The sequence below is a fragment of the Treponema sp. Marseille-Q4132 genome, assembly GCF_014334835.1.
GTDB lineage: Bacteria > Spirochaetota > Spirochaetia > Treponematales > Treponemataceae > Treponema_D > Treponema_D paredis.
Map to the genome: position 1 here is coordinate 2025683 of NZ_CP060591.1, position 19905 is coordinate 2045587.

Consider the following 19905-nt stretch of genomic DNA (forward strand, 5'->3'; position numbering starts at 1 on the left):
CTGTCTCCCAATAAAAATGCGATATGCCGCCGCAGATTTCAAAGGAAATTATAGCGCAATGTAAGATTAATTTTAAGCGCCGGTTTTGCACTCGGCGGTATAAAAAATCGGAGTCGAAGAGTAAAGCTCGGCAGAGTTGAACGGCGTATTTCGCGCATGTCCGTTCCGATTTACTTTATTTTCGCCAACTGCTAAAATAACGCTATGATTTTTTCAGCGACCGAAATCGAACAGACTGTCAATATGTTTATGCGGCAAAAGCTCGACATCCGCGCGATCACCATGGGCATTTCCCTGCGTGACTGCATTTCAGATGACGGCAAAAAATGCCGGAACCGTATCTACGATAAAATTATGAAGCGGGCGGGAAACCTTGTCAAAGTCGGCCGCGAAATCGAAGCGGAATTCGGAGTGCCGATCATAAACAAACGTATTGCGGTTACGCCGATTGCGATGATTGCGGAAGCGAGCGGCGAACGAAGTTACGTCGCGTGGGCGGAAACGCTCGATAAAGCGGCAAAGGAACTCGGCGTCGATTTTGCCGGCGGTTTTTCGGCTCTCGTGCAAAAAGGCATCACGGAAGGAGACGCCGTTCTTATCGATTCGATTCCCGCGGCTCTTGCATGCACGGAACGGGTGTGTTCGTCGGTCAATCTCGGTTCGACGAAGAGCGGCATCAATATGGACGCCGTAAAGCTCATGGGACAAATCGTCAAAAAAACGGCGGAGCGCACGAAAGAAAAAGACGGCATCGGATGCGCGAAGCTCGTCGTGTTCTGCAACGCGCCGGAAGATAATCCTTTTATGGCCGGCGCATTTCACGGCCCGGGAGAAGGGGACGCGGTGCTGAGCGTCGGCGTTTCGGGACCGGGCGTCATCCTCGCGGCCGCAAAAGAATATAAAGGAAAACCGATCGACGAACTTGCCGACGGTATCAAAAAAACGGCGTTCAAAGTTTCGCGCATGGGACAGCTTGTCGGAACGGAAGCGGCACATCGTCTCGGCGTCGAATTCGGCATCCTCGATCTGTCACTTGCGCCGACCCCCGCCGTCGGAGATTCGGTTGCGCGCATCCTCGAAGAATGCGGCCTTGAAAGCGCGGGCGCTCCCGGTACGACGGCAGCTCTCGCGATGCTCACCGATATGGTAAAAAAAGGCGGCGTTATGGCGAGTACGAAAGTCGGCGGTCTTTCCGGCGCCTTTATTCCCGTGTCGGAAGACGAGGGGATGATCCGCGCGGTAAAAGAGCACTCGATCACGCTTGAAAAACTCGAAGCGATGACGACGGTGTGTTCGGTCGGTCTCGATATGATCGCGATCCCCGGCGATACGGAAGCATCGACTATCAGCGGTATCATCGCGGATGAACTGGCGATCGGCATGGTCAACAACAAAACGACCGCAGTGCGCGTTATCCCCGTCCCGGGAAAAACGACGGGCGATTGGGCGGAGTTCGGCGGTCTCTTAGGCGGCGCGCCGGTTATGGCGGTGAACGCGTTCAGTTGTAAAGAATTCATCGATCGCGGAGGGCGCATTCCCGCTCCCATTCACAGTTTCAGAAATTAACAGGTCGAAGGCCGAGTTGGAAAATTCGAAATTGAATTTAATCAATAACCCCGATGCAGCCTCGCAGCGAAGCTTCAAGCGGTGTCGGGGTATTAAACCCTTCGCACGAATAATTTGCAAAACTCGACGTTTGATTGATACGTGAAAAAGTCGGAAGGTATCTTATGCGCTTTATTCCGGTCGATGAAAAAAAGAAAGCGGAAACGCTTGCCTTCCTTGCAAAGCACGAGCGCACTTGCGTATCGCTTGTCGAACATATAAGGCTCGGAGGCGGCGACAGCTTTACAATCGAAAGCGGTGCGCACGAAACGCTCGGCGTCATAAGCGTCAAAAGCAGAATGCTCCTGTGTATTCCGAATGTGCGTTCGTTGCAAAACGATAAAGCGTTTTGCTCTTCCCTCAAAGTATTTCTGTCGGATAAAAAAATCTCATGCGTAAACGGTGAAGCCGAAGCGTCGCACTTTATCATGAAAATCCTTGCGGAACTCGGCAGGACGCCGCTCCACATAAACGAATACGCGCTCATGACGCTTTCCGAAGCGGCGTTAAAAAAAATCGAAGCAAAAAACAAACGGCATGCGGCTGTATCGGAGGGGCTCAAAATGCACGGAATGCGTGCGGAGTGCGCTGCGGCAAATCAGATTTCGGAAAATGCGGCGGCAGGCGGTACAGGTGAAAAAGCGTGTTGTGAAAAATTTAAAATAATCCGATGCGGTATAAGAGATGCGGATGCGCTCATGCCGCTGCAGCTTGCATACGAAGCGGAAGAAGTGTTGCCGCCGTGCAGGACGCAAAATCCCGCCGTTACCCGAAAAAATCTCGAGCGCATTTTAAAAACCGAATATGTTCTTGCGCTGCAAAACTCACGCGGCGAGCCTGTCGCAAAGGCGAACACGAATGCTGTCGGCATCCGCCGGGCGCAGATAGGAGGAGTGTACACTGCTCCCGATTTCAGAAGAAAGGGGTGCGCATCGCTTCTGGTCGAAACGCTCGCCGAAAAAATCGTCGCTTCGAAGCGATTTCCCGTACTCTACGCAAGGAACGGAAACGAGGGCGCGCAAAAAGCATATTCGGCGATCGGTTTTATAAAAACGGGCGGATTTACGATTGCGTATTATTAAGTGAATGCCGTGTTTCGAAAATATTTTAAAACCGAAGTCTGTTTTCGGCGATGCCTTGACCGCTTAGCCGCGGTCGAGCTTTTTGACGGGCTTTCGTAAGCATAAGGTTCGAAACGATGTGCGGCCGGTCTCCCGCCTTGTCGACTGCAAATTTTTTTATTGTTTTTTCTGGCGATAAGGGGGATTTCGTGATATAATGACAGTTATATCGCGGAGGTACGTTGTGGCCGAAAAAAAGTATATCGTTGCGCTCGATCAGGGAACGACGTCGTCGCGGGCTGTCGTGTTCAATCACGGAGCGAATAAGGTCGCAAGCGCGCAGCAGGAATTCAATCAATATTATCCGAAACCGGGCTGGGTTGAACACGATGCCGAAGAATTATTTTTGAGTCAGCTTTCGGTACTCCGAGAAGCCGTGCGGAGCGCACGCATAGAAGAAGGGCAGATTGCGGCTATCGGCATAACGAACCAGCGGGAAACGGTCGTATTGTGGGATAAAGCGACGGGAAAACCGGTGTACCGCGCTATCGTATGGCAATGCCGCCGAACGGCCGAACTTGCCGACGAATTGGTGCTGTCGGGGCAGGGAGATGTGATCCGCGAAAAGACGGGCTTGCTTCCCGACGCGTATTTTTCCGGCACGAAAATCAAATGGATTTTGGACAATGTCGAAGGCGTGCGTAAACGCGCGGAAAACGGAGAGATCCTCGCAGGTACGATAGACACGTGGCTCGTGTGGAAGCTGAGCGGCGGCAAATGCCACGTAACGGATTATACGAATGCCTGCCGCACGATGCTTTTCAATATTCACACGCTGAAATGGGACGACGATCTGCTGCATTTGCTCGGTATACCGCGCTGCATTCTTCCCGACGTAAAAGATTCATCGTGCGTGTATACGACGACCGACAAGAACGTATGCGGTTTCGAAGTTCCTATCGCCTCCGTCATCGGCGATCAGCAGGCGGCGCTTTTCGGTCAAGGCTGCTTTAACGAAGGCGAAACGAAATCGACGTACGGTACCGGCTGCTTTATGCTCATGCACACGGGAACAAAGCCGGTCGCTTCTCCGCATAAGCTTTTAACGACGATTGCACTCGGCATAAATGGTTCCGTGACATACGCGCTTGAAGGCAGCGTGTTTATCGGCGGAGCGCTTATCAAATGGCTGCGCGACGAACTCGGTCTTATTAAAACCGCACGCGAATGCGATACGCTTGCGGAAACCGTTTCCGATTCGAACGACGTGATCATTGTGCCGGCTTTTACGGGACTCGGCGCGCCGTATTGGGATCCCTATGCGCGCGGTACGATTACGGGACTTACCCGCGGTGCGAATAAAGCGCACATCTGCCGTGCGGCGCTTGAAGCGATCGCGTTTCAAGTAAAGGACGAGCTTGAGTGCATGAAAGAGGATGCGGGCTGTGCGATTCCGACGCTCAAAGTCGACGGCGGGGCGAGCGTGAGCAATCCGATGATGCAGTTTCAGTCCGATATACTCGATACGCCCGTGTACCGGCCGAAAAACGTCGAAACGACGGCGACTGGAACCGCCTTCCTTGCGGGGCTTGCCGTGGGTTTTTGGCACGATAAAGACGAATTGCACGATTTTTGGAAGATGGATAAAATTTTTACTCCTGAGATGGAAAATAAAAAGCGCGATGCGCTGTACGCATCGTGGAAGCGCGCGGTCGAACGTGCAAAAGGCTGGGCGGAAAAATGTTGACAACTGCGTATATTTGTTTTATCGTTAATTTTGTTATAAAAAATTTTTGAAAACACCGTCGGTTTCCGGCGACGGTTATAAAAGGATTGCGCAATGACAAAACGTGAACGTGTGCTTGCAGCCGTACTCGGACAAGAGGTCGATGTTGTCCCTTCTTCGTATTCTCTTCATTTTCCTTCCGAAAAAGCAAAATCGAATAAGGGTGTAGCATCGCATCTCGAATTCTACAAAAAAACCGATGTCGATATTATGAAGATAATGAACGAATATCTCGTTCCCGATTTCGGCAGTATCCGTGTTCCTGCGGATTGGAAAATTATTCCGTCGTTCAGCCGAAAAACGAAATTTATTTCCGACTTCGGCGATTTTGTGAAAAAGATCATCGATCGTTTGGGACCGGATGATTTTTCTCTTGCGACGATTCACGGAATTTGCGCTTCTTCGATCCATCCGATTGAAGCACGCTACGGCTATCTTCCCGTACGGGAGATGCAGGTGTCACATCTGCGTGAAAAGAGCGAGCCTTATCTCGATGCCTGCCGCAGGATTGCCGACGGGCTTTGCATTATGGCGGATATGATCTTCGAGGCCGGAGCAGACGGCGTCTATTACGCGGCGCTCGGCGGAGAACGCCATTTTTATACCGATGAAGAATTTTCCCGTGCTGTTTTGCCTTTCGATTTGCAAGTGATAAAGCATATAAAAGCGAAGGGCGGATATGTGCTGTTGCATATGTGTAAAAATAATTTAAATATGCAGCGTTTTAAGCCCTATGCGTCCTATGCGGATATCGTAAACTGGGGCGTTGCCGAAACTAATTTTTCTCTCAAAGAAGGGAAAAAACTTTTTTCAACTTCCGCGATTATGGGAGGGCTTCCGAATCGCGCGAAGATGTGGACTCAGGGCAGCGATGAAGATTTAAAGAAAGCGATCAAAAAAATCATCGCCGAAATGGGGCATAAAAAGTTTATCATGGGGGCGGACTGCACGCTTGCAACGGATTTGGCTTACGAACGGATCAACACGGCGGTGCGAACCGCGCGTTCGAAATAAATTAACTCAAGGAGTCAATATGAACAAGAGAATGAGTATCGTTTTTTCCGTCGCGTTCGCTGTCTTCATCCTATCGCTTACGGGATGTTCTCAAAAGGAAAAGGGTGTGGGCGGCAAAGCGGTGTATCCTGCAGGAACCGTCGTTATCTACGGTTACGGGCAGCCGCAATATCTTTTGCAGTATTACGACGCGTGGCTTGAAAAAAACAGAGACATTGCACCGGATGTAAAAATCGAAATTGTGCAGACGAAAGGAGCCGCCGATACGCGCGAAAAACTTTCGATGACCTATCTTGCCGGTTCATATCAGGATCTGCCCGATGCCATATATATCGATCCCGTCAACTTAAAGGATCTCGCTGCCGGCGGTATAATAAAGGATGAAACCGATTACGTAAAGCCTGTGCTTTCGGATTTTGTCGCGGGCTGTGAAAACGATGCGGTCTACAAGGGACGCATTTACGGTTTGCCCGATCAAGTGCGTCCGCAAGTTCTCTTTTACAATAAAGCGGTTTTTGATGCATACGGAATCGATCCTGCGACGATGTCGACGATGGACGGATATATCGAAGCGGGCCGTACGCTCAAGCAAAAGAGCGGCGGAACCGTATATCTTTCCTATATCGATCCGGGTGCGATGACGTGGCGTTATTGGGGACGACGGGGTTTGATGCCGCAGGCGAATGCGCGGATATGGGGCGATGACGGTTCCGTAGTGATCGGATCCGATCCGGGTACGAAACTTGCGATGGGTGTACTCGATACATTGTATTCGGAAAAACTCTTGCTGAATTCCGCGATTTTCCAAGCACCGCTTTACGATGCGATGCGCACGGGCCGCATAGCGACCTTTTATATCGGCGCATTTTGGGACGAATTTATCCGAAAGAACGTAAACGAAACATCGGGGCAGTGGCGTGTTATGCCGGCTCCCGTATTTAAAGAAGTCGGCACGGGCGGTGCGCCTGTATGTTCATACTTCGCCGTCGTTGCAAAACCCGACGGAAAATACGCGGGTCTTGTCGAAAAACTGTGGTACGATTTCCATCACGACAACGAAGCGAGAAAGACGTGGGTGCGGGCTATGGTTGAGCAAAACGCGCCGTATGCGAATCCGATTACGCTTGCCATGTTCGAAGATCCGTTTTGGAAAGAGCCGTCCGAATTTTACGGCGGACAGAGTTTCAGAGAGTGGGAAGCGAAGTGCTTGAACAATCCGAGCAAAAATCTTGCCGTAACCGCGCAGGATGCCGAAGCCGATTTGGTCATCAGCCATGAGCTTGAACTCTATGTGGCCGGCGACCAAACGATGCAGCAGGCCGTCGCAAACATGGACAGCGTCTTAAAGCAGAGGATCGGAAAAGCCGTCGTCGCCGAATAGAGGGCGTATCCGAAGACCGAAATTTTAAGAACCTCCGGTCTTATTCAGGGCAGACCCTTTCGAGTCTGCCCGATTTTTGGAGAAAGGGGCGTATGCGCTCTGCTATCAATAAATATAAATATCCGTATCTTTTTATTTTACCGTTTTTCGTGTTGTTTTTCGTATTTCAGCTGGTGCCGCTTTTGTGGACGATAGTCATAAGCTTTACGGAGTGGAACGGCATCGGTACGCCGAAAAACGTCGGTACGGCGAATTATATAATGCTTGCCGGCGACAAAATGTTTTGGAATTCGTTTTTCAATACGTTTATATATTGGATAACGGCGCTTGTTTTTATTCTCGTTTTTGCGATGGTACTCGCGCTCATCGTCAATTCTCTGGCGCAAAGGACAAAATCGTTTTTCAGTACGGTCGTTTTTTTGCCGAACGTCTGCGCGGCGATTGCCATGGGTTTGATATTCCGCCTGCTGTTTGACGATACGGTCGGCTTGATCAATGAAATAATAATTTTATGCAGAGGGAATCCTCAGCTTTGGCTTACGAGCACTCGTCTGAGTAAAGCGCCCGTCATCGTACTCAACGTGTGGCGAAATACGCCGTGGTTTATGCTCATTTTGTATTCCGGTTTGCTTGCGATCAACCGCGATTATTACGATGCGGCGAAAGTTGACGGTGCGGGATTTTTGCGGCAATTCATATATATCACGCTTCCGGAGCTCGGCAATATCATCTTTTTCTGCTTTATCACGCTTACGGTCGACTCATGGAAAATTTTCAACGAACCGTACATACTGCGCGGTCCCGGGACGAGCAATACCTCTCTTTTTCAATATATGTACGAAACGGGATTTACGATTTTTAAGATGGGTTATGCGTCGGCCGTCGGCTGCATCCTTATGCTTATATTGTTGCTGCTGTCGCTGATACAGTTTGCGGTGAAAAAAGGGCAGGGCGAAATATGACGAAACAAGCCGCCCGATCGATACAGTACCTCGTAAAATACGCCGTCATGCTGTGTATCGCTTTTATTGCGCTCTTTCCGATCGTATGGATGTGCATTATCTCGCTCAAAACGCCGACGGAAAATATAAGCGGTTTTAATTCGCTTTTCGTTTTGCATCCGACGCTGCGCAATTATATACAGCTTTTTAAACAGATCCCGATCGGAAAAAATTTCTTTAACAGTATTTTTACGACGGCGATCGGTACGGTTACGACGGTGTATTTTTGTGCACTTGCGGGCTTTGCGTTTGCAAAGTACAGGTTCCCCGGACGGGATGTTTTATTTTACTTTGTCATCGCGACGATGCTCATTCCTCCTGAAGTGGGAGCCGTTCCGCAATTTTTGATTATGCGGCGTCTCCATTTCATTAACAGCTTATGGTCGTTGATAGTTCCGAAAATTGCAACCGCCGTCGGTATCTTTTATATGCGGCAATATATACTCGATGTCCCCGATGAACTGCTCGAAGCGGCGCGGATCGACGGTTGTAAAGATTTCGGTATTTTTAATAAAATCATGTTTCCCGTTATAGTGCCGGCTTTGATTTCGTGGGCTTCGTTGACGATTGTCGCTCGCTGGAACGATTTTTTTTGGCCGATGCTTTTTTTGCGCAAAGCGGAAAAATATACGCTGATGATTTCGATTTCACTTTTGCCCGTCAGCGACGGTCTTTCCACTCCGTGGCCGGTGATCCTTGCTGGTACGACCGTCGTTATCATTCCGATTATAGTCGTGTATTTGATTTTTCAAATGATGCAGAAACACGGTTCTCTTTCGGGTGCCGTAAAAGGATGAGATATTTGAAAAGATATATTTTGCACTGTCTTTTAATCCGCAGTATCCGCTGCGTGCATGATAATTGCCGTTTTGGAAATATTGTTTGAAAGGGAGGTATGATATACATGGGTACGTATGATGTTGCGATAATCGGCGCGGGGATTACCGGCGCCTGCATCGCGCGGGAGCTTGCAAAAACTTCCGCAAAGATCGCGCTCATCGAAAAAGAAAACGATGTCGCGTGCGGCAGTTCGAAGGCGAACTCCGCGATCGTTCACGGAGGATTCGACCCCGTGCCGGGTACGCTCATGGCGCGCCTCAACGTGCGCGGAAGCGAACTGTATCCGGAACTTGCAAAAAAATTGAATTTCGATTACGAAAACAACGGTTCGCTCGTTATCGCCTTTGACGAGCAGGGCAGGACGCTTTTAAATACGCTGCTCGAGCGCGGCAGGAAAAACGGCGTTAAAGATTTGCGTATCGTCGAAAGCGAAGAACTTCACGATATGGAACCGAATCTCGGCGACAATTCGCTTGCGGCTCTGTACTCTCCGACTGCGGGGATCATGTGTCCGTACAAAGCGACGTGGGCATTTGCCGAAAGCGCGGTCATAAACGGCGCGGAATTTTTCAGAAATACGGCGGTTCACGCGATCGAAAAAACGGACGGCATCTTCGTGCTCTCTACGGGACACGGAGAGATCCGCGCGAAGTACGTCGTAAACGCCGCGGGCATTTTTGCGGATAAAGTGAGTGCGATGGCGGGCGCTCGAAGATTCGTCATCAAGCAGCGGCGCGGCGAATACTGTCTTCTTGACAATAACTGCAAGACGCTCGTCAACCATACGCTCTTTCAAACGCCGACCGCGCTCGGAAAAGGCGTGCTCGTAACGCAAACCGTCGACGGCAATATTTTGATCGGGCCGAGCGCCGACGACCAAAGCGGCGATATGTCGGGCTATACGGGCACTACCGCCGTATCGCAGGCGGACGTGCTTGCAAAAGCGTCGCTGACGATCCCCGATATTCCCCGCGGCAATATTATCAATTCCTTTGCCGGTATCCGCGCGATCGCCTGTGAAACGGATGAAAACGGAAATGCGGGCGAAAGTATCGAAGATTTTATCATCGAAGAAGATGCGAACGTAAAAGGTTTTATCAACGCGAGCGGTATCTGTTCGCCCGGTCTTTCAGCCGCTCCGGCAACCGCCGAATACGTTGCGGAACTGCTTAAAAGCGCGGGTCTCGATGTAAAAAAGCGGGACGATTTTATCGAAGAGCGCAAGGGGATCACCGCCTTTCACACGGCGGATATTGCGACGCGTTTAAAACTTATTAAAGAAGATCCGCTGTACGGGCAGATCATCTGCCGCTGCGAAACGGTAACGGAAGCGGAAATCGTGCAGGCGATCCGTTCTCCGCTCGGCGCGCTCGATGTCGACGGCATCAAGCGGAGGACGCGGGCGGGCATGGGCAGGTGCCAAAGCGGTTTTTGTTCGCCGCGTGTTACGGAAATCCTTTCGCGCGAAGCGCATATTCCGATGACGTCGGTGACGAAAAAAGGAGGGGCGTCGTTTATGCTTGCGGGTAAAACGCGCGACTTTTCCGACGACGAATCGATGCAGGGGGCGACACGATGAGCAATACGATATACGATGCGGTCATTGTCGGCGGCGGGCCGGCCGGTCTTGCCGCAGCCGTTTCGGCACGCGACAACGGTGCTGAAAAATTATTGATTTTGGAACGCGATTCGAAGCTCGGCGGAATTCTTTTGCAGTGCATTCACAACGGATTCGGTCTTCACTATTTCGGAGAGGAGTTGACGGGTCCCGAATACGCCGGCCGCTTTGTTGCGCAGGTTCGCGAACGGGGCATCGAATACAAAACGGATACGATGGTCATTTCGATCGATAAGGCGGAAGATTTCGAAGGCGCGGGACTGACCGAAAGATCGTTCGATAAAACGAGCGGAGAGCACGTCGTCACGGCGATGAACGCAAAAGACGGGCTTATGTTTTTGCATACGAAGACGGTTATCCTCGCGATGGGCTGCAGAGAGCGGACGCGGGGCGCCCTCGTCATCCCGGGGACGCGGCCTGCGGGCATCTTTACGGCCGGAAGCGCGCAGCGTTTCGTCAATATCGACGGGTACTTGCCCGGCAAAAAAATCGTCATTTTGGGAAGCGGCGATATCGGCCTCATCATGGCGAGGCGTCTCACGCTCGAAGGGTGCGACGTAAAAGTCGTATGCGAAGTAATGCCGTATTCGGCGGGCTTGAGCCGCAATATGACGCAGTGTCTCGAAAACTTCAACATACCGCTGAAATTGAGTACGACGGTTATCGAAATACACGGGAAGGAGCGCGTGACGGGCGTTACGATCGCTGCCGTCGATGCGAACCGCCGGCCGGTAAAAGGCTCTGAAGAATACGTCGCGTGCGATACGCTTCTCCTTTCGGTCGGGCTCATTCCCGAAAACGAAGTGAGTACGGGTGCGGGCGTTCACATGGATCCGGTGACGAAGGGGCCGTCGGTCAATCAGCTTATGGAAACGAGCGTACCCGGCATCTTTGCGTGCGGCAATACCGTACATGTTCACGACTTGGTCGATTTCGTGACGACCGAAAGCGTGCTCGCCGGAAAGTGCGCGGCCGAATACGCGCTTCATGCGGAAAGCGCGAGACAAAATGCGTCGAACGCCGCTTTGCATGCGCTTCCGATACGGCCGGGAAACCGCGTGCGTTACACCGTGCCGCAGCATATCGATCGGGACGATGCCTTTAAAGAAAGTGCGTCGAAGCAGTATGCGGACAAAAAAGACGAGCCGAAAGTGCAGATCATGTTCCGCAGCACCGACGTGTACCGAGGCGTTACCGTCGCGGTCTACAGCGGCAACGAGCGGCTTTATTCGAAAAAAGCGCGGATCGTGCGTCCGGGCGAAATGCAGATTGCGGACGTGCCGGCTTCTTCCCTTGCAAAGGCTGAAGCGCCGCTCACCGTTTCGATCGAAACGCCGGAAGATACGATAGATTGACCGAGGGGCGCGGCACAATGCGGACGCGATTTTAAAATTTTGTAAATTCGGAATACGAGGTTTCTTATGGAGATAAACGAAAAAAAGACGATGACGTGCATCATCTGTCCGATGGGTTGTCAGCTTGAAGTGACGAAATTGTCGGGAGCGGGGGAAGCGCCTGCATATTCGGTTACGGGCAACGCGTGCAAGCGCGGCGAAGCGTATGCGTACAAAGAACTCACGAATCCCGAGCGGACGCTCACGTGTACGGTGCAGGTTTCAGGCGGCGCTTCGAGGCTCGTGCCTGCAAAGTCGAAGACGGAAGTGCCGCGAGATATGCAGCTTGAATGCATGGAAGTGATAAAGCGCCTATGCGTTCCGGCTCCCGTTCGTGCGGGGGATGTACTCTGTGAAGACATCCTCAATACGGGCGCCGATATCATCGCATGCGATGACGTCGCCTCTCTGTAAGCGCCTGCGATACGGTTCGGGGCATTGCGGGGTATCCCCGCAGAGGGGGTAGTGGAAAAGACCGGAGCGCCTGAGCGCGAGGACTTTGAAACGAGGGGGAGACTTCCCCCTTTTTTTATATTAATAATTATAGAACTCGAACGATAATTTATTAATTGTTAAAACTTCGCTTTTCTGAGGCGCACCTGTTCGATGTCGTCGCTGAAAAGTTCGCGCAAGTCGTTGAGTCCGAGCGCCATGAGCGCCATGCGGTCTATGCCGATACCCCAAGCCAAAACGGGTACGTCGACGCCCATCGCTTTCGTCACTTCGGGGCGGAATATGCCCGATCCGCCGAGTTCGAACCAGCCGAGCACCGGATGTTTTATATGCACTTCGATCGACGGTTCGGTAAACGGGAAATAGCCGGGCACGTATTTGACGTCGGTTGCGCCTGCGATTTCCGTCGCGAACATTTTCAAAAAGCCGAGCAGCGTTTTTAAGTTGACATCGTTTCCGAGCACGATGCCTTCGGTTTGATAAAAATCACTCAAGTGCGTCGCATCGACTTTATCGTAGCGGAAGCAGCGCACGATGCCGAAATATTTCCCCGGTACTTCAGCTTTGTGGAGCTGGTGCGCGGACAGAACGGTACCCTGACTTCGCAAAATGAGGCGGCGCGTAAACTCCGTGTCGAAGCGGTAATTCCATCCGCGGCTTCCCGAATCTCCTCCGTTTTCGTGAATGCGTTTGACGTTCGACAGGTAGGGTTCTTCGATCGATTTTGCGTGCGTCGGATTTTTGATGCGATACACGTCGTGGATATCGCGCGCCGCGTGGAACTGCGGCATAAAGAGCGCATCTCCGTTCCAGAATTCGGTTTCGACGAGCGGGCCGTCGAACTCCTGAAAGCCGAGCGACGAAAGTTTGTCTTTTACCGATTCGAGAAACTGCACGTAGGGGTTCGTTCTGCCGGGGATGATGCGTGCCGGCGGAATCGCGATGTTGTACGCGCGGAAAGTTCCGCGTTTCCAGTCGCCCGAAGAGAGCAGCTGCGGCGTCACTTCTCCGATTTCGTTTCCGGTGATGCCGGCTTTTTTGAGCGCTTCGACGACTTTTTCGTATGCGCCGGTGAGTTTATATGTAACCGTTTCGCGTTCGATTATTTTGAACGGACTGTCCGCAGCACCTCGTTTTTTTGCGAGGCTTGCGATGACGTCCTTTTCTTCGGCGGAAAGCGATTCTCTGTCGATCTGTCCGTTTTCGGCAGCTGCGGCTTTTTTTAATAATTCTTTGACGATCGAAATGCGTTTCGGAAGGGGCTTGTCGGTTATGATGACCTGTTTTTCGTCGTTCATTTTCAAAACGCCGTCTTTTGCGAGCTGACCGAATGCGCTACCGATATCTTTGCTTTCGATGTTCAGCGCCGCGGCGATCTTCGGAAGCACTTGGGCGCCGTGTTCTTTTATAAAATTGATAAAGCGTTCTTCGATCGTGCTGCCGACTTTTACGACGGAGCGGCCGAGTTCGGTGATTTCGTAATACGTGTGCGGCGTTCTGCCGGCTTCTTTGACGAGTTCTTTGCCGGAAAGCCACGAAAAAGCCTGGTTTGCATGACCTTCTTTATAATCCAAATCTTTTTGCAGTTTTTCGGCCGTTAAATCGTCTTTTTGCGAATAGCGCAAAAGCACTTTCGTTTCGAGCGGATGCAGATTTTTAATAATATTTGAAACGTCCATTGCGTGCCTGATTTACCGAGTGAATTTTACGTATGACATATACTGCGCGCAGCTGTAGCCGCGTTCGTTTTTAAAATATTTTTCTTTGTCGCGCGCGAGGTACTTGTAGTGATAATATTGATTCGCTTTCATAAAATCTTCGAGACATGCGAGTACGGTGTTCATCGCTTGGCCTTTGTCGTAGGTGACGTACATGCACGTGTAGTAAATTCGCACTTCGTCATAGCGCGGCGTATATTCGATGCGCACTTCGGCCGTGTCGTCGGTCGTGTGCTGATTTTCCGGTATGATGATGCGCGTCGTCTTTTCGTCGTAGCCTTTATTGTTGGCGGATGTTTCGGGCGTGAACGTTCCCGTTTTTTGGGCAAAGATCATAATCCCTGCAAAGAGCATGCAGCATGCGAGCAAGATTTTTTTCATAGCGCGGTACCTCCGTAGTGCCCTTCGTCTTTCGACATGTTAAAATTGGGTATACGGTAGTATTTTATCAGTTTCAAGAAAAAAATCAAGCTGGACTTTATAGCGCCCCGCATCGATGCCGATAAGCGGCTCCCGTCTGAGGAGTACTCTGCCGCGTATTTCTTTCGGTTTATTTTTTATTTTTGTCCGAAAGTAGGCGCGCACTGCATCTTTGATCGCGTCCCGTACTGCGTTCGTTATACCGTCGAAGCCGTCGGAAATTTTTCCGTAGCCTATACCGTGTACCGTATCGTTTGTGATCGACGCCCAAAGATAATAATTTCGGATCATCGCTTCCGTCCGCGTAAATTCCACCCAGCAGTATACTTTGCCTTCTTCGACCCACGGTTTCGTATACGCGATGCTTTGTTCCGCTTCTCCCAATTCCCGCACCGGAGAAAAATCGATGTATTCTTCGACGCCGCGCAGTTTGTCGGACGGCGTATAGCTGAAATTCCAGCCGTGTACCATTCCGCCGATGATAAACGGCGCGAGCGTTTTCAGACGCGCACTAGAATAATCGAATACGCCCGCGGAAATATCCTGCGCTTCTGCGAGAGCAGGATATGCGTCGAGCTCTGCCCACAGCGGTATGCGGATATGCGCGACGATGTCCGGCGTTTGCGAAAACGCGGTTCCCGCTTTTGCGTGAGGAAATATGCACGCGGCGAAGAGAAGAAAAAACGTCACTGTGAAACGCGCGACGAATACGGGCGTGCGCTTTTCGGGTGAAATCATATTCTGCAACAGTATCGGTATTCTTTTCATCTGTCAATTCCCGCCTTATTGTGTTGCATAGGCATATTTCAGAACTCTCTTATTCATAGTAAAATAATCCCTATTTGTGGGACTAAAACATCGCGTTTCCAGACGGGCTGAAAGCGCTGGATGGAGTGTGAATTGGGATAAAGAATAAAACTATTCATAAAAAGGAATATCCTTTTTGATATGCTCAGGCAGAGGTTTTCCAAAAAAAGAATAATTCAATCTATCTATTACACCTAACTCCATCCATGCAGCTGTATATTCCAATCCGATGCAATTTTCTCTTGTAGTCCTAAAAAACTGGCCATCTTTATATAATTGATAATAATCTGAACCTATTGGCTTATTGTACTTGTTAAAAACAATTTTTCTTTTTTCCGAAAGTTCCATATTGCATATAAATTTCCATTTATCGCTTTTTAAGCAATCACGGTCAAGCCAGATTCTAAAAACTTCGTCCTTTTCTATTACTTCATTTATATTGTCATCTTCAGAATCTGAATAATAATTGAAAAAAGCTACATCATTTGCTTCTAATATCTGACAATAGCAATGAAATTTTTCATCAAAATCAAATCTGTATATATCGCCAACCTGCTTTCTTCTTGCCATTTTTTTTACTCCTGAACTGCTCCTACCATGCGGCTTTCTCCAACACTTGTATCAAATCTATATTTTTAAAATCATCTTTTGTAAACGAATGATATTTTATCAGCATCTTTAAATTACCTAACCAAATATCATCGTTTTCTTTACTAGCTTCTTTCAAAGTATTTTCTAAAGGCGGTAACAATATTTCCTTTGGAAAAGTTTTAAGTAAAGATATTGCCTTTTCAGAGCCTGGCCATGATAAATCCTGCAGAAGATATAATAAACCGTCGATTGATTTATATTGTTCGTCAACTTTTTTATTCGCTATTATTTCGACTAAATTAGCCATTAGTTTTTTAGGGGCGTTTTTTATTAAAATATTAAAATCGAAATTTTCAGCGTTGGAAAAATATGTAATGGCTTCTTCTTGTAATTTTCTGTCTTTATCCCAACTTAAATCTTGCAGTTTACTCATTTCTATTATTCCAAAATCAGCTTTTTACTCCGGAAACCGAGCGAAATTCGAGCATTTTCCGAAGCAGTCATACATATCCCTATTTGTAGGACTAAAACCCGGCGCTCTCGCTGGAGCGGAAAACACCGGATGTAGTGTGATATTAATTACATTTATTATTAATAACTCTGATTTTATCTTATACAAATAATGCACACACCTCTATTTTTCGCTTAAATTTGAATTATAAAATTTATTGTAAAAAATCTTTGTATTCTGTTTTTATGATTGACTTAATTTCTTCTCGTTCTTCAAGTTTTATTTCTTTCCATTTTTCCATTAAATCAAGAGAATGTAGCAAAACTTCCAAAACAAGTTTCTTTTTATGATTATAATCCGATTTCATAAATTCGTTATAATCAATTTTAAGCCTAAATTCCAGTTCATTATTCTTTAGACTTCGCCGTATAATTTCTTTGTACTTTGGACCTTTTTCATTCAAAATTATTGTTATAACAGCCCATTCAACATAATTCCCAAGTTTACAGTGCTTTATAAGTTCGTTAATGCGAGGTTCAATTTCATTTCGTATAATTGAATTCTCTTTACCACATTCTTCCATTTCTTCCGCAGACATCCATAATTTCATAATGCATCTCCTGTTATTACCAATCTGATTTATTCAATCGCGGTCTTTGTTCGTTATTATTTGTTTTGTAATCAAGAATTTTTTCATGCTGCCAATCATGCATTTCTCGCTTCGTACCATTTGTTTGAAACTCAATTCTATTACTCCTTTACTTTTACCGATATAGCTTGTAAAATTTTGGTATATACATGGGGAAAGTCATTATTTACTCAGCAAGTCTCTTTGATAATTTCCTTCATGCGGCATAGTCTTTAATGCTTCCGGTTCTACGATTTTTTTTTCGGCAAAAATATTGTTTAATATTTTTAGTAAATCTTTTAGATTTTTTTATGGATTACTTTTGAATTAAATTGTATATTCCAAGCTAAAATTCCATTCTCTTCAAGAATTTTATAATCACCGTATAAATAAGGTTCTTGCCAATAATCGTCGTCTTGAATCGTTATCGAATTTTTTTTAGGGCGTGAATTAATTATACAGATGTTGTCTATATATTGTATTACCAAAAGCGCATCTTGTTTTCCTAATATAAATTCATTGATTATTTTTACAATAGCATCTTTCATAATTCAAAGCCCGTATTTATGGAATTAGATTAATATCACCTGCGATTACAAAATCAACACGATCAGTTGTTTTCTGCGGAAAATAATAATTTTTCGCAGGGCAGCAGCTCATTTCCTCTCCGAAATCCGTACGCGCATTGCACGGGCTTCTTGCCGCTCCGCTGTTCCGTGCACCGCGCGGTGCGGATTGTTTTCGGCGGGAGGGCGCGTATTTCCGAATCGATCCGTTACGGCAAAACAATCTTAATTTGCCTTTATATTTATTATCGTATAATTTTTCATAATCTCAAAGAAAATCGCCCAGTTCGGAAGCTGCCGTTCGAGCAGGTCTATACCGTCTCTGTTGCGGGATGACATCATAAGTATTTTAAGGTTTGAAATGATTTCGCTGTTCGCTTTTTTTGCATCGGCAAGCAATTCGTTTATTTGAATGTATACGGTTTGCAGGTGATGTATTTCTTCCTGTATGATTTTTTGCGCATTCGCATTGATTGCCGAAACCATCGTCTCAAGCTTCGAATAAAAATCGCTGTCTTTGTGACTGTCGATGATGTAGCTTTCGAGTATGGCGGTATCGAACATTTTTCCGCGCGAAAAAAGATTTTCGAAAGCTTTGATTCTGCCGCGGCTTTCACCCGATGCGTATACGCTGCTTGAAAATTCCGATTTGTACGTTTGATTGTTGAAAAACCCTTCGATGATGATATTATTCAAAAGCGCTTGTATCGGCTGTGTGAGATATTGCTGCAAAAAGGTTTTGAGGATCTGCATCGGCGTGATCCACGCGAACGCGAATGCGGTATTCGCCCGGAGCTTTTCATTCGTGCTTGCATCGTAGCCCGCAATGGTCGCAAGAGGCGAATCGTTAAAGAGTTTTGAAAGTTCGCTTGAAAGCCGCTCGTCTTTGAGTTCGGCTTTGATCCGCTGTTCATCCGCCTGATACTGCTGTTGGAGCCACGCCGCAAAATTCTTCCGCGCCGATTCTCGGTATTCGACCGATGAAGGTTTGTACTCCGCATTTTCTTTGTATATGCGGATGAGCGCCTGTAAGCGCGACGGTGTGAGTACGCGCGTTATGATGTATGCGATTTTTTTTATGTTATCCGTATAAGCGTCGGTGCGAGACGAGGAAAGCGTGCCGTTGTTTTTCAGCTGTGCGAGCGCGATGACGGCTTGTACGACGGCGGTCGAAATCTGCAGTCCTTCGATTTGAAAATACAAATCTTCGATCGCGTTTCCGATCCGTGTAAGCGGTACTTCCTGATATACCGGTTTGTATGACATATCGATTGTCGTAAAATTCGCATCGAAAGGATGGATGATTGCGGCGAAATTGAAACGGCATAAGTCGACGAGCTGATGCAGCGATATCAATTCTTTGTCGATGTTTTTAAATGAATCGCCGTTGAGCGCTTTTATTATTTTTTCGAGCGTATGCCGCTGGCGTTCGAACTCGCGGTCTTGATCGGCACCCGCTGCCGCCGCGGCTTTTTTTCTGTTTGCATAGGAAAGCGATTTTACCGCTTCCTGATCTTCGGGCGAAAATCCCGTCAGCACGAGCTGGGCTTCAAAACGCCGCTGCTTCGGAATATCGGAACCGCCGATCGTTCCGGCAAACAATTCGTTGAGCGGATGCGTGTTGACGTACAGAATACGTACGGCTTCCGCAAAGTTCGGCAAAATACGCCCGTTCCGGTACAGGGCGGGCTGAGCGGAAAGAATTTCGCTTTCGAGCTTTTTTTTCTGCAGACGCTGCTGCACTTCGGGGGAATCTTTATGAAATATCGATTCGAAAAAAACGACGATCGCGCGGAATAAACTCATGTATACTATTGTAATTCATTTTAGTGTTTTTGCAAGAGCACGCGGATTTCGAGCAGTGCGCAGGAATTCTCAAGCGTCTCCGATAAAAGAAAAACGGCTTGGCCGTTTTTCACCTCTCGACTTCTTATACGATTGCGAGCAGTGGCCGTTCGCGGTACATCCGTGTACCGCTCACTACCGTATTTTTACTTCGTAAAAATACGCAGCCGTTTTGCTAAGATACGACACGGCATCCGTGCCGTGATTGAATGAAGAAAAATTTCCTGTGCAGGAATCGCCGAGCGTCTCCAATCACAAAGCGCACCGTAAACGTCGCGCTTTGTGTCCTCATAAGGAATCGCAGTCGGCTTTCATGCTTTTTATTACATCCGAACGGATGAAGTATGAAAGCCTCTGCACGGATAAAAGAAAAGCGGCTTGGCCGTTTTTCACCTCCAGACTTCCTATAAGATTTCGAGCAGTGGCCGTTCGCGGTACATCCGTGTACCACTCACTACCGTATTTTTACTTCGTAAAACTTGACACAAAAAAGAAAAACTCTCTAAATCTTTATCAGATATAAACTTACCCTATCTTTTACAAATCAATCGAGTAAAAATCTCTCAACTGTAGTAATTACTGTAGTAAAAAAAATGCAGTGAATAGAGCTGTTGCACTAGCGTAGGGCCTAATGCAACCGCTTTAGCGGTACCCGTCGGAACGGGATTGCCACATTAACATGCCCTACGTGTTAATGTGGTTTTTTTTTGTGCAGTGCCGGTGCAC

At 48.2% G+C, this 19905-nt stretch carries 18 protein-coding genes; 10 read left to right on the forward strand and 8 right to left on the reverse strand.

Annotated elements, in window-relative coordinates; all coding sequences use genetic code 11:
- Window positions 1–204: 204 nt before the first annotated feature.
- The 10 genes from H9I35_RS09195 to H9I35_RS09240 all read left to right on the forward strand — a co-directional run bounded on the left by H9I35_RS09195 (window position 205) and on the right by H9I35_RS09240 (window position 12114).
- Window positions 205–1566 carry a PFL family protein gene (locus H9I35_RS09195; protein WP_187419114.1) on the forward strand — a complete coding sequence of 454 codons (1362 nt, stop codon included), beginning with the start codon at window positions 205–207 and terminating at the stop codon, window positions 1564–1566.
- Window positions 1567–1730: 164 nt separating this feature from the next.
- Complete coding sequence (locus tag H9I35_RS09200; protein WP_187419115.1) at window positions 1731–2687, forward strand: GNAT family N-acetyltransferase; 957 nt, start codon at window positions 1731–1733, stop codon at window positions 2685–2687.
- 223 nt (window positions 2688–2910) lie between these two features.
- Entirely contained in the window at window positions 2911–4413 is a 1503-nt protein-coding gene (glpK, locus tag H9I35_RS09205; protein ID WP_371809440.1) for a glycerol kinase GlpK, read from the forward strand.
- Window positions 4414–4506: 93 nt separating this feature from the next.
- A complete protein-coding gene (locus H9I35_RS09210) occupies window positions 4507–5466 on the forward strand; it encodes a uroporphyrinogen decarboxylase family protein (RefSeq protein ID WP_187419117.1) in 960 nt (319 codons plus the stop codon).
- A 19-nt stretch (window positions 5467–5485) separates the two neighbouring features.
- Window positions 5486–6847 (forward strand): ABC transporter substrate-binding protein, encoded by a 1362-nt coding sequence (locus tag H9I35_RS09215; RefSeq protein ID WP_187419118.1) that lies wholly within the window; start codon window positions 5486–5488, stop codon window positions 6845–6847.
- A 92-nt stretch (window positions 6848–6939) separates the two neighbouring features.
- Window positions 6940–7809, forward strand: coding sequence for a carbohydrate ABC transporter permease (locus H9I35_RS09220; RefSeq protein ID WP_180486984.1), 870 nt, complete (start codon window positions 6940–6942; stop codon window positions 7807–7809).
- Complete coding sequence (locus tag H9I35_RS09225) at window positions 7806–8645, forward strand: carbohydrate ABC transporter permease (RefSeq protein ID WP_187419119.1); 840 nt, start codon at window positions 7806–7808, stop codon at window positions 8643–8645. Before H9I35_RS09220 ends, H9I35_RS09225 begins: the two co-directional genes overlap by 4 nt.
- Window positions 8646–8752: 107 nt before the next feature.
- The gene (locus H9I35_RS09230) at window positions 8753–10267 is read left to right on the forward strand and encodes an NAD(P)/FAD-dependent oxidoreductase (RefSeq protein WP_252722640.1); all 1515 of its coding nucleotides are present in this window, start codon (window positions 8753–8755) and stop codon (window positions 10265–10267) included.
- The gene (locus H9I35_RS09235) at window positions 10264–11661 is read left to right on the forward strand and encodes an NAD(P)/FAD-dependent oxidoreductase (protein WP_187419121.1); all 1398 of its coding nucleotides are present in this window, start codon (window positions 10264–10266) and stop codon (window positions 11659–11661) included. The genes H9I35_RS09230 and H9I35_RS09235 overlap by 4 nt, the downstream gene beginning before the upstream one ends.
- 66 nt (window positions 11662–11727) lie before the next feature.
- Complete coding sequence (locus H9I35_RS09240) at window positions 11728–12114, forward strand: DUF1667 domain-containing protein (protein ID WP_187419122.1); 387 nt, start codon at window positions 11728–11730, stop codon at window positions 12112–12114.
- Window positions 12115–12272: 158 nt separating this feature from the next.
- Here the strand turns inward: H9I35_RS09240 and H9I35_RS09245 are convergent, their stop codons facing one another.
- The 8 genes from H9I35_RS09245 to H9I35_RS09280 all read right to left on the reverse strand — a co-directional run bounded on the left by H9I35_RS09245 (window position 12273) and on the right by H9I35_RS09280 (window position 19140).
- Window positions 12273–13832 carry a phenylalanine--tRNA ligase subunit alpha gene (locus H9I35_RS09245; protein WP_187419123.1) on the reverse strand — a complete coding sequence of 520 codons (1560 nt, stop codon included), beginning with the start codon at window positions 13830–13832 and terminating at the stop codon, window positions 12273–12275.
- Window positions 13833–13844: 12 nt separating this feature from the next.
- On the reverse strand, window positions 13845–14252 hold the full coding sequence (locus H9I35_RS09250) for a hypothetical protein (RefSeq protein ID WP_016520830.1): 408 nt from the start codon (window positions 14250–14252) through the stop codon (window positions 13845–13847).
- Window positions 14253–14291: 39 nt separating this feature from the next.
- Window positions 14292–15059, reverse strand: coding sequence for a hypothetical protein (locus tag H9I35_RS09255; protein WP_252722641.1), 768 nt, complete (start codon window positions 15057–15059; stop codon window positions 14292–14294).
- Window positions 15060–15209: 150 nt separating this feature from the next.
- Window positions 15210–15668 (reverse strand): Imm26 family immunity protein, encoded by a 459-nt coding sequence (locus tag H9I35_RS09260; RefSeq protein ID WP_187419124.1) that lies wholly within the window; start codon window positions 15666–15668, stop codon window positions 15210–15212.
- Window positions 15669–15690: 22 nt separating this feature from the next.
- Window positions 15691–16122 (reverse strand): hypothetical protein, encoded by a 432-nt coding sequence (locus tag H9I35_RS09265; protein ID WP_187419125.1) that lies wholly within the window; start codon window positions 16120–16122, stop codon window positions 15691–15693.
- 232 nt (window positions 16123–16354) lie between these two features.
- A complete protein-coding gene (locus H9I35_RS09270) occupies window positions 16355–16750 on the reverse strand; it encodes an Imm44 family immunity protein (RefSeq protein ID WP_187419126.1) in 396 nt (131 codons plus the stop codon).
- A gap of 317 nt (window positions 16751–17067) precedes the next feature.
- Window positions 17068–17316, reverse strand: coding sequence for a hypothetical protein (locus H9I35_RS09275; protein ID WP_187419127.1), 249 nt, complete (start codon window positions 17314–17316; stop codon window positions 17068–17070).
- Window positions 17317–17559: 243 nt separating this feature from the next.
- Complete coding sequence (locus H9I35_RS09280) at window positions 17560–19140, reverse strand: DUF5312 family protein (RefSeq protein WP_187419128.1); 1581 nt, start codon at window positions 19138–19140, stop codon at window positions 17560–17562.
- Window positions 19141–19905 lie beyond the last annotated feature (765 nt).